A 16,979-nucleotide genomic window follows, 5' to 3' on the forward strand; every position below is an offset into this window, starting at 1 on the left:
GGAGACGGACGCTCACTAGAAGTACCCCTCCCGCTTGCGGTCCTCCATGGAGGCCTCCGAGGCGCGGTCGTCGGCGCGGGTGGCGCCGCGCTCGGTGATCCGGGTCACCGCGATCTCGTCGATGATCGCCTCGACCGTCGCGGCACTCGACTGGACGGCGCCGGTGCAGGTCACGTCGCCGACCGTCCGGTAGCGGACCGTCATGTCCAGGAGCGATTCGTCGTCGTCGCGGGTGATGAACTCGCTGTCGGCCAGCAGCATGCCGTCGCGCTCGAACACCTTGCGGGTGTGGGCGAAGTAGATCGAGGGAATCTCGATCCCCTCGCGCCGGATGTAGTCCCAGATGTCGAGTTCGGTCCAGTTGGACAGGGGGAACACCCGGATGTGCTCGCCCTTGCGGATCCTGGCGTTGTAGAGGTTCCACAGCTCGGGGCGCTGGTTCTTGGGATCCCACTGGCCGAAGTCGTCGCGGAAGGAGAACACGCGCTCCTTCGCGCGGGCCTTCTCCTCGTCGCGGCGGGCGCCGCCGAACACCGCGTCGTACTCGTTCTCCTCGATCGCGTCCAGCAGCGTCGTGGTCTGCAGCCGGTTGCGCGAGGCTCTGCGGCCGGTCTCCTCGACGACGCGACCGGCGTCGATGGAGTCCTGGACGCTGGCGACGACCAGGCGGGCGCCCAGCTCGGCGGCGCGGCGGTCGCGGAACTCGATGACCTCGGTGAAGTTGTGCCCGGTGTCGACGTGCATCAGCGGGAAGGGAATCGGCGCCGGCCAGAACGCCTTCTCCGCGATGCGAAGCATGACGATGGAGTCCTTGCCCCCCGAGAAGAGCAGACAGGGACGCTCGAACTCCGCCGCGACCTCGCGCATGATGTGAACAGCCTCTGCCTCGAGGACGTCGAGCTGCGACGTGGTGTAGTCGCGCTGAAGCATCAGACTCTCCTAGCGGGGATTAGCGGTGCAGATCCCGGATTCCAGCGAGCAACGTTGGCGCCAGTCCCGGTAGGGATACAAGAATATCCGGCAGCGAGGGGTCAGGCTGGTTGTAGACCAGCGGCGAGCCGTCGATACGGCTCGCGTGGACCCCGGAGGCGAGGGCCACCGCGACGGGCGCGGCGGAGTCCCACTCGTACTGGCCTCCGGCGTGCACGTAGGCCTCGACCTGGCCGGTGAGCACGGCGGAGATCTTGGCGCCCGCCGAACCGATCGGTACCAGGTCGGCGCCGGCGAGGCGGGCCAGGTTCTGCACGAACTCCGGCGGGCGGGTCCTGCTGACCGCGATCCGCGGCCTGGCGCCCGCCTCGGGAGCGGGCGGCACGGGGGGTTCGAGGGTGGAGAGCGTACGGCCCTGGGCGGGCAGCGCGACGGCTCCGGCCGTCAGCGTGCCGCGCTCCCAGAGCGCCACGTGGACCGCCCAGTCCGCGCGGCCCTCCTCGGCGAACTCGCGGGTGCCGTCCAGCGGGTCGACGATCCAGACCCGATCGGCGCGCAGCCTGCGCGGGTCGAGACGCTCCTCGCTGGTCGCCTCCTCGGACAGCACGCTGTCATCCGGGCGCAACCGGGACAGCGCATCCATCAGGAACACGTGGGAGGCGGCGTCACCCTCCCTGCGAAGCTCGGACGGGTCGCCGAAGCCCCGCTCCGCGCGCAGGGCGGCCAGCTTCTCGCCTGCCGTCGTCGCCAGCTCCGCGGCGAGTACGTGATCGTCGCGAACGGTCATCAGTATGCTCCAGCTCCTCGCGCGACAGCCGACCAAGTCTTCCACAGGATCTGCAGGTCCAGCATGAGGGACCAGCTCTCCACGTAACGCAGGTCCAACCGTACGGATTCCTCCCAGGAAAGGTCGGAACGACCACTTACCTGCCAGAGGCCGGTCATCCCGGGCTTGACCAGTAATCGGCGGCGGACGTCGTCACCGTACCTGGCGACCTCCTCGGGCAGTGGCGGCCGAGGGCCGACCAGGGACATGTGTCCCAGGACCACGTTGATCAGCTGGGGCAGCTCGTCCAGCGAGTGGCGGCGCAGCCAGGTGCCCAGCGGGGTCACCCTCGGATCGTCGCGGATCTTGAAGAGCATGCCGTGCCCGTCACCGGCCAGGGCGATCTTCCGGCGCTCGGCGTCGGCGTGCATCGTCCGGAACTTGTAGATCGTGAACTCGGCGCCGTCGCGGCCCACCCTCGTCTGCCGGAAGAACACCGGTCCCGGCCCCGAGGCCCGTACGGCCACCGCCACCCCCGCCAGCAGCGGCAGCAGGGCCGCCAGCAGCAGCCAGGCGCCCACCCGGTCGAACAGGTTCTTGAGCACCTGACGCAGGCCGGAGATCTCGGGGTGGTCCACGTGCAGCAGCGGCAATCCCGCCGCCGGGCGAATGGTGATCCGCGGCCCGGCCACCTCCATCAGCGCGGGGGCGACGATCAGGTCCGTGTGGGTCTTCTCCAGCTGCCAGGCCAGCCGCCGCAGCGCCACCCCGTCCATCTCCGGGCAGGCGAGCACGGCCACGGTGTCGGCCGAGACCTGCCCGACCACGAGCGCGACATCGGTGAAGTCGCCCAGCACCGGCACGCCCTCCACGTCGCCCGTCCCGTCGTGCGGGGCACACGCCGCGACGACCTCCATGCCGTGGTAGCGCTCCCGGCGGAACCTGCGGACCAGCTCGGCGACCGCCGCCCGGTGGCCCACGGCCACCACCCGCCGCATGCACCCGCCCCGCGCCCGTCTGCGGTGCAGGGAACGGCGCAGGGCGTAGCGCGAGAGGAGGGTGAGCAGCGTCGTCAGCGGGAGCGCCAGCACCACGTAGCCCCGGGCCACCTCGATCTTGGTGAGGTAGGCGCAGACGGCGAGGGCGGCGGTGAGCATGAAGCCGCACTGCAGGATCCGCTGGAACTCCTCCGAGCCCAGGCCGATCAGCCGGGGCTCATAGGCACGGTTCAGCGCGACCACGCAGACCCAGACGGCGGGCAGGGCCGCGCTCAGCATGACGTACGGGAAGACGTAGGCGGTAACCTCGCCGAATCGAACGAACAGCGCGAGGGCTCCGGCCAGGGCGGCGCAGGCGGTGTCGGCGGCGACGGCCGTCGCGCGGTGCTCCCGCACCCAGGCCGGCATGCGCCGGCGCGCGGCCGGAACGGCTCCGGGCCCGGTTTCCTGTGCGGTCTGGACTGCGGTCACGTCGCGCACGCGCTCCCCCTGCGTAACCGTTCACGGACAGACAGTTATGGAATGGTAGCGGCGGCGGGAGAGGCCCGAAGGTTGAAGACCGAAACGTACATCTCTGTGGATGTCGAAGCCGATGGTCCCATTCCGGGGGCATATTCAATGGTCAGCTTGGGGATGACCGTTGCCGGGCGGATGACCGGAAAGGTCTTCGAACCGGTGGATCCGCAGACTCACACGCACTACGTGGAGCTGCGGCCGATCAGCGACGACCACGTTCCCGAGGCGCTCGCGGTGAGCGGGCTGGACCGGGAGACGTTGCTTCGCGAGGGCCGGGACCCGGCCGAGGCGATGCGGGAGGCCGCCGCGTGGATCCGCGAGGTGTGCGGGAACAGCTCGCCGGTGCTGGCGGCCTACCCGCTCTCCTACGACTGGATGTGGATCTACTGGTATTTCATGCGCTTCACCGGCGTCTCGCCGTTCGGACACTCGCGCTGCGTCGACCTCAAGACGCTGTACGCGGCCAAGGCGGGCGTGCCGATCGGCTGGGCGACCAAGCGGCAGATGCCCGAGCACCTGCGGTCCCGGCGGCCGCACACCCACAACGCGCTGGACGACGCGATCGAGCAGGCCGAGCTGCTGCAGAACCTGATGGCGTTCGACCCGCCGCGCCCCTGAGCGGGCCGATGCCCGAACGGGCCGGCGGCCGAGCGGGCCGATGCCCGAACGAGGGCCGGATCACCCGGGCGTGACCGGCTATCTGGGCGGGCCGGAGACGTTCAGGTCGCCGGTGTGGAAGGCGTTCTGGGTCGGCTCCAGGCCGACCCTGATCAGCGACTCCACCACGTCCGAGGCGCGGTCGACCAGGAACGCGAGGTCCTTGCGCTCGGCGGTGGCGAAGTCGCGCAGGACGTAGGCCGCGGCGTCCATCCGGCCGGGCGGGCGGCCGATGCCGAACCGCACCCGCAGGTAGTCCTTGGTCGCCAGCGACTTGGTGATCGACTTCAGCCCGTTGTGGCCGTTGTCGCCGCCGCCCAGCTTCGCCCTCAGCGCGCCGTACGGGATGTCCAGCTCGTCGTGGACGACGACCACGCGGGCCGGGTCGACCTTGTAGAAGTCGGCCAGGGCCTTGACCGGCCCGCCGGAGAGGTTCATGAAGGACAGCGGCTTGGCCAGCACGGCGGGGACGCCCGCCAGGCGGCCCTCCAGCACCTCCGCCCGCGACCGGTGCGCCTTGAACCGTCCCCCGGCTCGCGCGGCGAGCTCGTCCAGGACCATGAACCCCGCGTTGTGCCGGTTCCCGGCGTACTCCGGCCCGGGGTTTCCCAGGCCCACGACCAACCAGCGGTCCACGATCGGCATCCCTTCACACGCGCGTCAGGGCGGCCCGGTCCCGGGCCGCCCTGACAGATCTAGCAGAGAAAACTACTCGGCGCTCTCGGAGCTCTCGCCCTCGGCGGCCGGAGCGGCCTCGGCGGCCTCGCCCTCCGGCTCGGCGGCCGTCATCCCGGCGACGATGAGGACCAGCGCCTCGGGGTCGGCGGCGAGCGTCGTGCCCTTGGGCAGCTTCAGGTCGGCGGCGGTGATCTGGGTGCCGACCTCCAGGCCCTCGACGTCGACCTCGACGCCCTCGGGGATGTGGGTGGCCTCGGTCTCGACGGAGATGGAGACGAGCTGCTGGTCGAGGATGCCGTCGGCGACCTCGCCCACCACGGTGACGGGGATGTCGACGGTGACCTTCTCGCCGCGACGGACGAGGATGAGGTCGACGTGCTCCAGGAAGCCCTTGATCGGGTCGCGCTGGACGCCTTTGGGCAGGGCCAGCTCGGCCACCGCGCCCTCGAGGCGGATCAGCACGTTCGGCGTACGCAGGGCGAGCAGCAGGTCGTGACCCGGCAGGGACAGGTGCTGGGGGTCGGTGCCGTGCCCGTAGAGGACGACGGGCACCTTGTTCTCACGACGGATCTTGCGGGCGGCGCCCTTGCCGAACTTGTCACGGAGTTCGGTGGTGATGACCACTTCGGACATGGCTGATCTCCTAGGGATCTTGGGAATCGGAAAGGTGCGCTCCCCCTCACCCGCCCTAGCGGAAGGCGTTACGAGCGCACGCAATCCCACAACCCTACCGTGTCAACGGTGACGCCGACGCGCCGCGGCTCCGGCCGCCCCCGGGAACGCGTCGGCGACGGGTTCCCGGGGGCGGGGCGGGATGTCAGCTGTCGCCCTCGAAGAGGCTGGTCACCGAGCCGTCGCTGAAGACCTCGTTGATCGCGCGGGCGATCAGGGGGGCGATCGACAGCACGGTGAGCTTGTCGAACCGCTTGTCCTCGGGGAGCGGCACCGTGTTGGTGACGATGACCTCGGAGATCCTGGAGTTCTTCAGCCGGTCGACCGCGGGGTCGGAGAACACCGCGTGGGTGGCGGCCACGACCACGTTGGTGGCGCCCTGCTCGTACAGCGCGTCGGCCGCCTTGCAGATCGTTCCCGCGGTGTCGATCATGTCGTCGATCAGCACGCAGGTCCGGCCCCTGACCCGGCCGACGACCTCGCTCACCTTCACCTGGTTGGCCACGTCGAGGTCGCGGCGCTTGTGGATGAAGGCCAGCGGGGTGCCCAGCGTGTCGGCCCAGCGCTCCGAGAGCCGCACCCGGCCGGTGTCGGGCGAGACGACCGTGGTCGTGGCCAGGTCGAGCTTGTCCTTGAGGTAGTTGACCAGGACGGGCATGGCGAACAGGTGGTCCACCGGGCCGTCGAAGAAGCCCTGGATCTGGGAGGTGTGCAGGTCGATCGACATCAGCCGGTCGGCCCCTGCCGTCTTGAACATGTCGGCCATCAGGCGGGCGGTGATGGGCTCGCGGCCCCGGCCCTTCTTGTCCTGGCGGGCGTAGCCGTAGAACGGCATGATCACGGTGATCCTCTTGGCGGAGGCGCGCTTGAGGGCGTCCACCATGATCAGCTGTTCCATGATCCATTGGTTGATCGGCCAGGTGTGGCTCTGCATGACGAACGCGTCACAGCCGCGGACCGACTCCTGGTAGCGGGCGTAGATCTCCCCGTTGGCGAAGTCGCGCAGCGTGGTCGGTGCCGCGTCGACCCCCAGGTGGCTCGCCACCTCGTCCGCCAGCTCCGGGTGCGCGCGCCCGGAGAAGAACATCAGGTTCTTCTCACCGGTCTTCTTGATGCCGCTCATGCCGTCCCCCTCGCCTGACGGCACACCGATGTCCGCGCGACGCTGCCGTGCCCGCCGGGCCGCTCGCTTCGCTCACTCACGTCTGGCTCCCCTGCTGTTTCCCGGTCTCGGCGGCCCGTAGCGCCGCCTCGGCCGATCTGGTGCCCGCGCGCCTGCGCGCGACCCACCCTTCGATGTTGCGCTGCCGTCCGCGGGCCACCCCGATGGCCCCTGGGGGGACATCCGCGTCGATGACCGAGCCCGCGGCCGTGTACGCGCCGTCGCCGATGGTGACCGGCGCGACGAGCATGGTGTCGCACCCGACGAAGGCGTGCTCGCCCACCGTCGTGTGGTGCTTGTCGACCCCGTCGTAGTTGACGAAGATCGCCGAAGCGCCGATGTTGGCGCCCGCGCCGATCGTGGCGTCGCCCACGTAGCTCAGGTGGGGCACCTTCGCACCCTCTCCGACCTGCGCGTTCTTCATCTCAACGTACGTCCCCGCCTTGGCCTTGCGCGCCAGGACCGTGCCGGGGCGCAGGTAGGCGTACGGCCCGACCAGGGCCTCGGGGCCGATCACGGCGTCGACGCAGACCGCGTTGCGCACCAGCGCCCCCTCGGCGACGATCGTGTCGGTCAGGGTGCTGGCGGGCCCGACCTCGGCGCCCTCGGCGACCGTCGTGCAGCCGAGCAGCTGGGTTCCCGGGTGGATCACCACGTCCGCTTCGAGGATGACGTCGACGTCGACCCACGTGGTGGCCGGGTCGATCACGGTCACCCCGGCCCGCATGTGGGCCTCCAGCAGGCGCGCGTTGAGCACCTTTCGGGCGAAGGCCAGCTGCACGCGGTCGTTGACGCCCTCCACCTCCACGTAGTCGGCCGCGATGTGCGCGCCGACCCGGTGGCCGTCCTCCCGCAGGATCGCGAGGACGTCGGTGAGGTACTCCTCGCCCTGGGCGTTGGAGGCGGACACCCGCTTGACCGCGTCGGCGAGCAGGAGGCCGTCGAAGGCGTAGACGCCGGAGTTCATCTCCTTGATCGCCCGCTGCGCGGGGTCGGCGTCCTTCTCCTCGACGATCTCCAGGACCGCGCCCGAGCCGTCGCGGACGATCCGGCCGTAGCCGTAAGGATCGGGGACCTCGGCCGTCAGCACGGTGACGGCGTTGCCGTCCTGGCCGTGCCGTTCGAGCAGGGCCGCGAGGGTCTCGGTGCGCAGCAGCGGCGTGTCGCCGTAGGTCACCAGGACGGTGCCGTCGATGGTGCCGGACGCCTCCAGGGCGGTCCTGACGGCGTGGCCGGTGCCCTTCTGCTCGGCCTGCACGACGGTCTGCGCGTCGGGGTCGGTCTTGGCCAGATGCGCCTGGACGCGCTCCCGTTCGTGGCCGATGACGACAATGAGCCGCTCGGGTTCGAGACCCCGGGCGGCGACGAGCATGTGGTCGACCAGGGTTCGGCCGCACAGCTCATGGAGGATCTTCGGTGTTCTCGACTTCATCCGGGTGCCCTCGCCTGCGGCGAGGACGATGACGGCTGCCGGGCGCGGCACACTCACGGACGAGGCTCCCTCGGCGTCGCGGCTGAGACATGGCGAAGCGCGATGACGGATGGCCACCCCCAGGGCGCGGCATCGTCACCTGCTCGACAACGTGAGGATACCTTCCCGCCCGGGAACCCACTCAGCCGACCAGCCGAGTGAATAAAACAGACACAAGGGATGGCTCCGGCACCAGGACTCGAACCTGGACAACAAGGACCAAAACCTTGCGGGCTGCCAATTACCCAATGCCGGACCGACCAGGCGATCGGGACGGTTCCCGCGCACCCGGCACCCCTACGATACAGAGCCCGCGCCGCCGAACGCGCCTCGTTTACGGACCCGTCTCGGCGCTCCGCCCCGGGGCCCGCACACCCGTGACACACGCCCGCGCGACCATGCGCGCGCGAGGCCCCCCGTTTAGCAGGTCAGCCGGGGGTAGAACAAGTGATGGACCCGCTACGACCTTAATCCCGAAGAGTCATGTTCCAGACATTCAGTTCTTAGGTGTTCCTAACTTACGATGGCGTAGGTTACGGTGGCGTAGCCGCACACGAGTCCTTGGCCCTTTCGAGCCACCGCGAGGTAGCGCATGACCCTCATCGAAGAACGCCCTGCTCAGGGCCCCAAACCCGACGTCGACCCCGAGCGGAAGACCCTGCCCGAGATCATCACCTTCGGGGTGGTGGTCGGCGCCCCGCTGATCGCCCTGGTGGTTGCCGTCCCGTTCGCCTGGGGGTGGGGACTCGGCTGGTCCGACATCGTCATCGCCGGCGTCTTCTACGTGGTCACCGGGCTCGGCGTCACCGTCGGCCTGCACCGCCACTTCACCCACGGCTCGTTCAAGGCCAAGCGCCCGCTGAAGATCGCGCTGGGCGTCGCGGGCAGCCTCTCCATGGAGATGTCGGTGCTCGACTGGGTCGCCACCCACCGCAAGCACCACAAGTTCTCCGACAAGGAGGGCGACCCGCACTCGCCGTGGCGCTTCGGCACGGGCTTCGTGGCGGTGTCCAAGGGCCTGCTCTGGGCGCACATGGGCTGGCTGTTCGAGGCCGACCGGGCCAACCGGGAGAAGTACGCGCCCGACCTGGTCAAGGACCCGGACATCATCAAACTGCACAAGCTCTTCCCGGTGCTGGCGATCACCACGATGGTCATGCCCGCCGTGCTCGGCGGCCTGCTGACCTGGTCGTGGTGGGGCATGGCGACCGGCTTCTTCTGGGGCACGCTGGTCCGGATCGGCCTGCTGCACCACGTGACCTGGTCGATCAACTCCATCTGCCACGTCTTCGGCGAGGAGGCCTTCGAGTCGCGCGACAAGTCGCGCAACGTGTGGTGGCTGGCCATCCCCTCCTTCGGCGAGTCCTGGCACAACCTGCACCACTCCGACCCGACCTGCGCCCGGCACGGCGCGCTGAAGGGGCAGATCGACCTCAGCGCGGGCGTCATCCGCTGGTTCGAGAAGGCCGGATGGGCGTACGACGTCCGCTGGCCGACGCCCGAGCGCCTCGCCGCCAAGCGCATCGCCGCCTGACCCGGGGTTCGGGTGCCGTCGGACAGCGAGGGGACGCCATTATGAGAACCGTGAGCGAACCCCGACGGCGCATGTCAGGTAAGGAACGCCGGGAACAGCTGATCCAGATCAGCAGGACCCTTTTCGCGGAGAAAGGGTTCGACGGCACCTCGGTGGAGGAGATCGCGGCGACCGCCAACGTCTCCAAACCGGTGGTCTACGAGCACTTCGGTGGCAAGGAGGGCGTCTACGCGGTCGTCATCGACCGGGAGATGCAGAAGCTGCTGGGCCTGGTGACCGAGGCGCTGTCCGCCTCGCACTCGCTGATCAAACTGGAGCGGGCGGCCCTGGCCCTGCTGGCCTACGTGGAGGAGAACAGCGAGGGTTTCCGCATCCTCGTCCGTGACTCGCACGCCGCCTCGGGGACCGGCACGTTCGCCAGCCTGATCAACGACATCGCCAGCCAGGTCGAGGACGTCATGGTCGACGAGTTCGTCGAGCGTGGCTACGACCCCAAGCTGGCTCCCATGTACGCCCAGATGCTGGTCGGCATGGTGGCGCTGACCGGTCAGTGGTGGCTGGACGTGCGCAGGCCGCCGCGCGAGGAGGTCGCCGCCCACCTGGTCAACCTGGCCTGGAACGGCCTGACCGGCCTGAACCCCGACCCCCGGCTGACCGCCGCCTCGCGCGGCCTGGAGCACCGGCTGGCCCACCCGCCGCAGCGCCCGGCCGACTCCCACCCCTCCGGCCCCGGCCCGCAGCCCCACCCGTCCGGCCCGCGGCCACGCACCGGGGAAACCGCGGAAACGGAGCCGCGCACCGCGGAAACGGAGTTACGCGGCGGGGAAACGGAGTTACGCGCCGCGGGGACAGCGCCGTACGCCGCGGAGACGGAACCGCAACCGCCCCCGGCGGGATCACACTCGCTCCCGCGCCCCGAGTCGTCGCCGCCCCCGACGGAGAAGGAGGTCCGGGAGCTGGAGAAGGCGCGTGAGCGGGAGCTGAGGAACCAGGAGAAGCTGCGCGAGCGGGAGCTCAAGGAGCGGGAGAAGCTGCGGCAGCGCGAGCAGCGCGAGGCCGAGAAGCTGGCCAGGGAACTGGAGAAGACACGGCTCCGCGAGCAGCGGGAGCTGGACAAGGCGCGCGAGCGGGAGCAGCGGGAGCAGCAGCGGTTGCTGAGGGAGCAGGAGAAGGCGCGCCTGAAGGAGGCCAAGACCGCCGAGCGCGACGCCCTCAAGCACGCGAAACTCGTTGATGATGCGCAGGGAAAACTTGAGCCAAGTGAGTAAGCAACAGCGCTCGTTGAGACTAAATTAACGTTCCGTTCAACCAAAGCGGGCATTCTGGTCATATGTCCGCTGAACTCGTTCGTCCCACCCCCGACGGGCTTCCACTACCCCAGGAGCGCTTCCTCAACCGAGAGGAGAGCTGGCTCCAGTTCAACCAACGAGTTCTGGAGATGGCGGAGGACTCGTCCCTGCCTCTGCTGGAGCGGGTGCGGTTCCTGGCCATCTTCGCCAGCAACCTCGACGAGTTCTTCCGCGTCCGGGTGGCCGGGCTGAAACGGCGGATGGCCACCGGACTGCTGCTCCGTACGAAGAGCGGGCTGAAGCCCCGCGAGGAACTCGCCAGGATCGCGGCGATCGCCAACGACCTCGCGCAGCGGCAGTCGGCCTGCTTCTACGAGCGGATCTGCCCGCAGCTGGGCGCCGAGGGCATCGAGATCGTGCGCTGGGACGAACTGGGCCGCGACGAGCGCGGCGAGATGCGCAAGCTCTTCAGGGAGCGGATCAGGCCGGTGCTGACGCCGCTGGCCGTCGACCCCGCCCATCCCTTCCCGTACATCTCGGGCCTGTCCCTGAACCTGGCCGTCACCGTCCGCAATCCCACGACCGGCAACACGGTCTTCGCCAGGGTCAAGGTGCCCAGCCAGCTCCCCCGCTTCGTCACGGCGTCCGTGAACCGCTTCGTCCCGCTGGAGGACGTGATCGCCGCCCATCTCGGGCAGCTGTTCAAGGGCATGGAGGTCGTCGAGCACCACGTCTTCCGGGTGACCCGCAACGAGGACCTCGACGTCGACGAGGACGTCACCGAGAACCTCATGCAGGCGCTGGAGCGCGAGCTGCTCAAGCGCCGCTTCGGCCCCCCGGTCCGGCTGGAGGTCGAGGAGACCATCACCCCCGAGGTGCTCGACCTGCTGGTGGACGAGCTGGGAGTGGCCGAACACGAGATCTACCGGCTGCCCGGGCCGCTGGACCTGACCGGGCTGCACGCGATCGCCGACCTGGACCGGGGCGAGCTGAGCTTCCGCCCGTTCGTGCCCGCGGAGGTCGTGCACGTCGAGGACGACATCTTCGCGGTGCTGCGCGAGCGGGACGTGCTGCTGCACCACCCGTACGACTCGTTCTCCACGAGCGTGCAGCGGTTCATCGAGCAGGCCGCGGCCGACCCCGCCGTACTGGCCATCAAGCAGACGCTCTACCGCACCAGCGGCGACTCGCCCATCGTGGACGCGCTGATCGACGCCGCCGAGGCCGGCAAGCAGGTCGTCGTGGTGGTGGAGATCAAGGCCAGGTTCGACGAGCACGCCAACATCACCTGGGCCCGCAAGCTGGAACGGGCCGGATGCCACGTGGTCTACGGCGTCGTGGGACTGAAGACCCACTGCAAGCTGGCCCTGGTCGTGCGCCAGGAGTCCTCGGGCGAGCTGCGCAGCTACTGCCACATCGGCACGGGGAACTACAACCCCAAGACCGCCAGGCTGTACGAGGACCTCGGCCTGCTCACCGCCGACCGGCTGGTCGGCGAGGACGTCACGGACCTGTTCATCCACCTGACCGGCTACTCCAACCACTCGGCCTACCGGCGGCTGCTGGTCGCCCCGCACTCCCTGCGCGGCGGGCTGCTGGCCAGGATCGAGCGGGAGATCTCCCACCAGGAGGCCGGCCGCCCGGCCAGGATCAGGATGAAGACGAACTCCCTGGTCGACGAGCCCATCATCGACGCCCTCTACCGGGCGTCACGGGCCGGCGTACCGGTGGACCTGTGGGTGCGGGGAGTCTGCACGCTCCGTCCCGGCATCCCCGAGATGTCGGAGAACATCAGGGTCAGGAGCGTGCTGGGCCGGTTCCTCGAACACTCGCGGATCTACGAGTTCGGCCACGGCCGGCGCCCGGAGATCTGGATCGGCAGCGGCGACATGATGCGCCGTAACATCGAACGCCGGGTGGAGGCGCTGGTCAAGGTCTCCAGCCAGCAGCAGCGCAACTACCTCAGCGACCTGCTGGACCGGGCCATGTCGGACGACACCGCGACCTGGTGGCTCAACTCCGACGGGACCTGGACCCGCCATCCCGGCGATGACCTGCAGACCTACCTGATCGGCACCCGCCGGTGGAGAACGATCGATGACTGAGCGCGACACCCGCCGGGACGACACGATCCACGCGGCCGGGGCCGTCGTCTGGCGCGGCTCCCCGGACGCACCGGAGGTCGCCCTCGTCCACCGGCCCAAGTACGACGACTGGTCGTTCCCCAAGGGGAAGCTGAAACGCGGTGAGCACCCCGTCGCGGGCGCGCTGCGCGAGCTGGCCGAGGAGGCGGGGATCACCGCGGAGTTCGGCCGGTCGCTGCCGTCGAGCCACTACCTGAAGGGCGGGCGGCCCAAGCGCGTCGACTACTGGCTGGCCAGGATGGTCGCCGAGGGTCCCCGTACCGACACGCACGAGGTCGACGGCGTGATCTGGCTGCCGGTGGACGAGGCCGCGCGGCGCCTGACCTACGAGTGGGACGCCGGGCTGCTCGACGCGCTCGGCGAGGCGTCGCCGGCGACCACCCCGCTCGTCCTGGTACGGCACGGCCTGGCGGGCAACCGGCAGGACTGGGAGGGCGACGACGACGACCGGCCGCTCGACGGGCGCGGGCGCGGGCAGTCCGAGGTACTGGCGGGCGTGCTGGGCGCCTTCCGCCCCACGGAGCTGGTCAGCTCCCCCAGCAGGCGGTGCGTGCAGACCCTGGAGCCGTACGCGAAGCGGGCCGACCTGCCGATCCGGCTCGAATCCGTCCTCTCGGAGAGCGGTTACGACGCCGGGGCCTCCCTTGGCCTGGCCACGGAGGCGATGGCCTCGAACCGGCCCGTGGCGTTCTGCAGCCACGGCAAGGTCCTGCCCGAGCTGATCGCCGGGCTCGACGAGCGGGCGGGCGGCACGCGGCTGTCCAAGGGCGCGTTCATGGTGCTGCACCACGCGGGCGGCGAGGTCGTGGCCGTGGACGACTACGAGGTCTGACGCCCGTCAGAGGAGCTTCGCGACGGCCTCCGTGGTCTCCGCCCAGACCCGGGGGAACTCCTCCCACGCGCGCGCGGCCCCGGCCCGTTCCACGCCGGTCAGCACGCCGTAGGTGAACGTGTCCTCCCCGGCCAGGCGGGCGTTCGCGGCCTCGGCCGCGAGCCGCTCCTGCGCGACGACGCCGTCCATGTGGGTGCCCAGCACCTCCTGTACGTCCTCCGCCCGCGTGGCCAGCTTCTTCATGCCGAGCACCTCGGCGGTGTAGCGGGCCCGCTTGGCCGCCTTGCGCACGTCGTGCATGGCGATCTCGCGCTCGGACTCGTTCTCGATGGCCTGGGCGGTGTCGTAGGCCCTGGTGACCCGGTGCCAGCTCTTGGCTGCGACGGTGTCCAGGGTGTCGGCGGGCTTCCTGGCGGCCTTGGTGAGCACCGGGGTGCCGGTCAGGTCGTCGAGGGCGTCGAGCAGGGCGAAGTAGCGCTCCCCGCCGAGGGCGTCCCTGATCCGGTCGAGGGCCTCGTGCTCGTCGTCCAGCAGGTCGGAGCTGAGGCGCGCCCTGACCGGGCCCACGATCAGCTCGTCGTCCAGGCTGTCGAGCCTGCGGGCGAACCGCTCCCGGACGACCTCCAGGTCACGTGCCTCGCCGAGGACCGTGCCGAGCCACTTGAGCTCCTCCTGGAGGTTCTCGGTCCCCTCGACGACCGTCCTGAACGACTTCAGCGCGCTGCGGAGCCGCCGGGCGGCGACGCGCATCTGGTGGACGGCGTCCTCCTCCGCCTTCCTGACCCGGGGGTCCTGCGCGAGCAGCGCGCCGGCCTGGGAGGCGAGGTAGCCGACGACGACCTCGCCCGCCGACCCCGGAGCGGTCTCGGCGCGCGGATGCTCCGGGACCGCTCCGGCGCCGCCGAGCAGGCGCGCGAGCTTGCTGGCCGCGTCGGCGGGGGTGGCCCCGGCCTTGCCCAGCCGCCTGCCGACCTTCCTCAGCAGCTTCTCGTCGCCCTCGAGCAGCTCCGCCTCGACCTCGCGCCAGCGCTCGACGTGGGGTTCGTCGCCGAACACGGTGCCCTTGACCCGGTCGTCGGCGATCTCGACCAGCCCCACCCCCGCGCCGTTGACCAGGGTGGTGACGGCGCGGCGGGTGTCCAGCTCGGCGATGGGCGCGAGCGGGGCGCCCCGGGTGTAGGCGAGCACCAGGTCCGCCAGCTCGACAGGGACGATCTTGGCGCTCCGGGTCAGCGGGTGGGTGATCTCCTGCCGGACGCCCTTGGCCTTGGGAAGTTTGAGGTGCCAGCCCGGATCGGTGCCGCCCCTGCGCCTGCGCAGGGTGATCCCCCGCGCGGCGAGTCTCAGATCGGGCGTGTCGAAGTAAAGGGCGACCAGCTGGTGGGTCTTCGGACCCACGACCTCCGCCGAGCCGGGAAGGCCCGTGAGGTCCGGCAACTGGTAGTCCACCGGCACGTCGAACTTGTCCTCGATCTCTATTCCCACAGGTCATCCCCATATTTGCCCAGATTTGCACCATGTCTTCGCAGTATTTATTGATGCCCTGTTATACGTCCGGGAATCCCGAGTCATACGTCCGCGAACCCCGGCCGATCAGGTCACGGGGCGGGGATCACGTTCTCCGGGTGCCGCAGGCGTGCGGGGGTGAAGAGGGCGGCCACCGCGATCAGCAGGCAGCAGACGCCCGCGAGGACGAAGACGGGGGTGGCGCCGAAGCGGGCCGCGCCCCAGGTGAGGGCGGCGGCGCCGATGGGGCCCATGGAGAAGTGGATGGTCCAGAACGCCGAGGTGACCCGCCCGAGCAGGTGGTCCGGGGTCACCTGCTGGCGCAGGGACATGGAGCAGATCCCCGCGACGCTCACGCAGCCGAGGTAGAGGGCCACGATGACGGCCATCCCCCAGACGGAGCCCGCGAATCCGGCACCGACGATCGCGAGTCCGGCCACGGCGTGCGCGCCGATCCAGGCGGGGCCGAAGCCCACACGCGCGCGCAGGCGCGCGACCAGGAGGGAGCCGATCACCGTGCCGACCGCGGCGATGCCGAGGACCACCCCGACGGCGGAGTCGGGCTGCCCCAGATCGCCCTTGAGCCGGTAGATCACGAGGTCGGTCAACCCGAGCGTCAGGAAGACGAAGAACGACAGCAGGACGGTCAGCACGCGCAGCACCGGATGGCGCCACAGGAACACCGCCCCGGCCAGGATCTCGCGCCACGGCCGCTCCCGTACGGCGGATGCCGCGGGGCCGCCGGTGTCCCGGGGGACGCGGATCAGACAGACCCCGATCGCGGACACCGCGAAGCTCACGGCGTTGATGCCGATCGCGGCGGTCAGGCCGAACCTTCCGGCCACCACCCCGGCCAGCATCGGGCCGAGGATCCCCGCCGCCGCGGCGGTCGCGTAGAGCTTGCCGTTGGCGTCGGTGACGCGTCCGCCGCCGACGAGATTGCGCACCGCGGTCACGTAGGTGACCTGGAAGACCATGCCGACGGCCTCGGCCAGCGGCAGCACCACGTAGAGCAGCCAGATCCGCGGTCCGGTCGTCCAGACCAGCGGGATCAGCGCGTACAGGACGAGCCTGACGAGATCGCAGACGATGAGCAGCGTACGCCGGTCGAACCGGTCGACGAGAACCCCGGCGAACACCCCGGCGACGACCGAGGCGGCGCCCGAGACACCGGTCAGCAGGCCCATCTGCGCGACGGATCCCGTCACGTTCAGGATGAGCAGCGGAACGGCGATGAGAGCGAACGAGTCACCGGCCACCGAAAGGGTCTGCGCACCCCAGAATATGCCGAAGGAACGATCCCGCCACAGAGGGCGTGACACTTCCGGTCCGGACCCCGCCGCTTCCTCCACCGGCCCCCTGACACCCGTCCAATGGATCGCCGGGCCACCGCGACCGGGCGCGTGCCCGCGCGACTCCCCCGACACCCCGTAGGCGGTCCGCGCACCGCCCGAATCACACCGAATCACACCGATCGCCACCGGATCAAGCCGCTTTTCGACAGCGCTGAGTGAACACCTCCGACCGCGACGGCCCCCTCCCCCGACGCCACCCGCACCACCGCGCGGCTCGTGGACCGCCGAAGACGTGGACCGGGTTCGCGGGACGGCCGGTGCCGGAGAGAGGCTCGACCACCCGATGGGCGTGCTCCGTGCCCGTCTCCGGTTCCGGCTCCGGCTCCGGCTCCGGCTCCGGCTCCGGCTCCGGTGAGAATCTGGTTGGTATCGCGCGGCCTTGGACCGTCGCCTGGGCTCGGGCTGACACTTTCCGCGCCGCTCATCCGTCCTAATGGGGAGAGCGTGTCGCGGAGATACTCGGGAGGCG

The 16,979-nt window shown here is 70.1% G+C and carries 13 protein-coding genes, 1 tRNA gene and 1 pseudogene; 5 read left to right on the forward strand and 10 right to left on the reverse strand.

What is annotated here, in order from left to right:
* Positions 1-15: 15 nt before the first annotated feature.
* Genes cysD through ACTOQ3_RS37255 form a run of 3 tightly spaced genes read right to left on the reverse strand, consistent with a single transcriptional unit; the run spans position 16 to position 3,165 of the window.
* Entirely contained in the window at positions 16-930 is a 915-nt protein-coding gene (gene cysD / locus ACTOQ3_RS37245; protein ID WP_440068191.1) for a sulfate adenylyltransferase subunit CysD, read from the reverse strand.
* A 19-nt stretch (positions 931-949) separates the two neighbouring features.
* Positions 950-1,717, reverse strand: a complete 768-nt coding sequence (locus ACTOQ3_RS37250; RefSeq protein WP_440088278.1) for a 3'(2'),5'-bisphosphate nucleotidase CysQ — start codon at positions 1,715-1,717, stop codon at positions 950-952.
* Positions 1,717-3,165 carry a sugar transferase gene (locus tag ACTOQ3_RS37255; protein ID WP_440088279.1) on the reverse strand — a complete coding sequence of 483 codons (1,449 nt, stop codon included), beginning with the start codon at positions 3,163-3,165 and terminating at the stop codon, positions 1,717-1,719. The genes ACTOQ3_RS37250 and ACTOQ3_RS37255 overlap by 1 nt, the downstream gene beginning before the upstream one ends.
* 162 nt (positions 3,166-3,327) lie before the next feature.
* Here ACTOQ3_RS37255 and ACTOQ3_RS37260 point away from each other — a divergent pair, with 162 nt between their 5' ends.
* Entirely contained in the window at positions 3,328-3,828 is a 501-nt protein-coding gene (locus tag ACTOQ3_RS37260) for a 3'-5' exoribonuclease domain-containing protein (protein WP_440088308.1), read from the forward strand.
* A 78-nt stretch (positions 3,829-3,906) separates the two neighbouring features.
* Here the strand turns inward: ACTOQ3_RS37260 and pth are convergent, their stop codons facing one another.
* From pth to ACTOQ3_RS37285, 5 genes are all read right to left on the reverse strand, one after another.
* Positions 3,907-4,512: an aminoacyl-tRNA hydrolase gene (gene pth / locus ACTOQ3_RS37265; protein WP_329086086.1), complete on the reverse strand. Its 606-nt coding sequence runs from the start codon at positions 4,510-4,512 to the stop codon at positions 3,907-3,909.
* 63 nt (positions 4,513-4,575) lie between these two features.
* A complete protein-coding gene (locus ACTOQ3_RS37270) occupies positions 4,576-5,178 on the reverse strand; it encodes a 50S ribosomal protein L25/general stress protein Ctc (protein WP_440088281.1) in 603 nt (200 codons plus the stop codon).
* Between the two features lie 184 nt (positions 5,179-5,362).
* Entirely contained in the window at positions 5,363-6,340 is a 978-nt protein-coding gene (locus ACTOQ3_RS37275; RefSeq protein ID WP_344743831.1) for a ribose-phosphate diphosphokinase, read from the reverse strand.
* 76 nt (positions 6,341-6,416) lie between these two features.
* Positions 6,417-7,868, reverse strand: coding sequence for a bifunctional UDP-N-acetylglucosamine diphosphorylase/glucosamine-1-phosphate N-acetyltransferase GlmU (glmU, locus tag ACTOQ3_RS37280; RefSeq protein ID WP_440088282.1), 1,452 nt, complete (start codon positions 7,866-7,868; stop codon positions 6,417-6,419).
* 163 nt (positions 7,869-8,031) lie between these two features.
* Positions 8,032-8,106 (reverse strand) — tRNA-Gln (locus ACTOQ3_RS37285).
* Positions 8,107-8,442: 336 nt separating this feature from the next.
* Here ACTOQ3_RS37285 and ACTOQ3_RS37290 point away from each other — a divergent pair.
* The 4 genes and pseudogenes from ACTOQ3_RS37290 (at position 8,443) to ACTOQ3_RS37305 (ending at position 13,649) form a co-directional block, all read left to right on the forward strand.
* Complete coding sequence (locus ACTOQ3_RS37290) at positions 8,443-9,384, forward strand: acyl-CoA desaturase (RefSeq protein ID WP_440088283.1); 942 nt, start codon at positions 8,443-8,445, stop codon at positions 9,382-9,384.
* Positions 9,385-9,425: 41 nt separating this feature from the next.
* A pseudogene (locus tag ACTOQ3_RS37295) lies at positions 9,426-10,052 on the forward strand (TetR/AcrR family transcriptional regulator); the annotation flags it as partial.
* Positions 10,053-10,714: 662 nt separating this feature from the next.
* Positions 10,715-12,778, forward strand: a complete 2,064-nt coding sequence (locus tag ACTOQ3_RS37300; protein ID WP_440088284.1) for an RNA degradosome polyphosphate kinase — start codon at positions 10,715-10,717, stop codon at positions 12,776-12,778.
* Positions 12,771-13,649 (forward strand): NUDIX hydrolase, encoded by an 879-nt coding sequence (locus tag ACTOQ3_RS37305; RefSeq protein ID WP_440088285.1) that lies wholly within the window; start codon positions 12,771-12,773, stop codon positions 13,647-13,649. The genes ACTOQ3_RS37300 and ACTOQ3_RS37305 overlap by 8 nt, the downstream gene beginning before the upstream one ends.
* Before the next feature lie 6 nt (positions 13,650-13,655).
* Here the strand turns inward: ACTOQ3_RS37305 and ACTOQ3_RS37310 are convergent, their stop codons facing one another.
* Positions 13,656-15,134, reverse strand: coding sequence for a CYTH and CHAD domain-containing protein (locus ACTOQ3_RS37310; RefSeq protein ID WP_440088287.1), 1,479 nt, complete (start codon positions 15,132-15,134; stop codon positions 13,656-13,658).
* Positions 15,135-15,247: 113 nt separating this feature from the next.
* Complete coding sequence (locus ACTOQ3_RS37315) at positions 15,248-16,636, reverse strand: MFS transporter (RefSeq protein WP_440088288.1); 1,389 nt, start codon at positions 16,634-16,636, stop codon at positions 15,248-15,250.
* Positions 16,637-16,979 lie beyond the last annotated feature (343 nt).

Source organism: Streptosporangium sp. LJ11 (assembly GCF_051918945.1).
Classification (GTDB): Bacteria; Actinomycetota; Actinomycetes; order Streptosporangiales; family Streptosporangiaceae; genus Streptosporangium.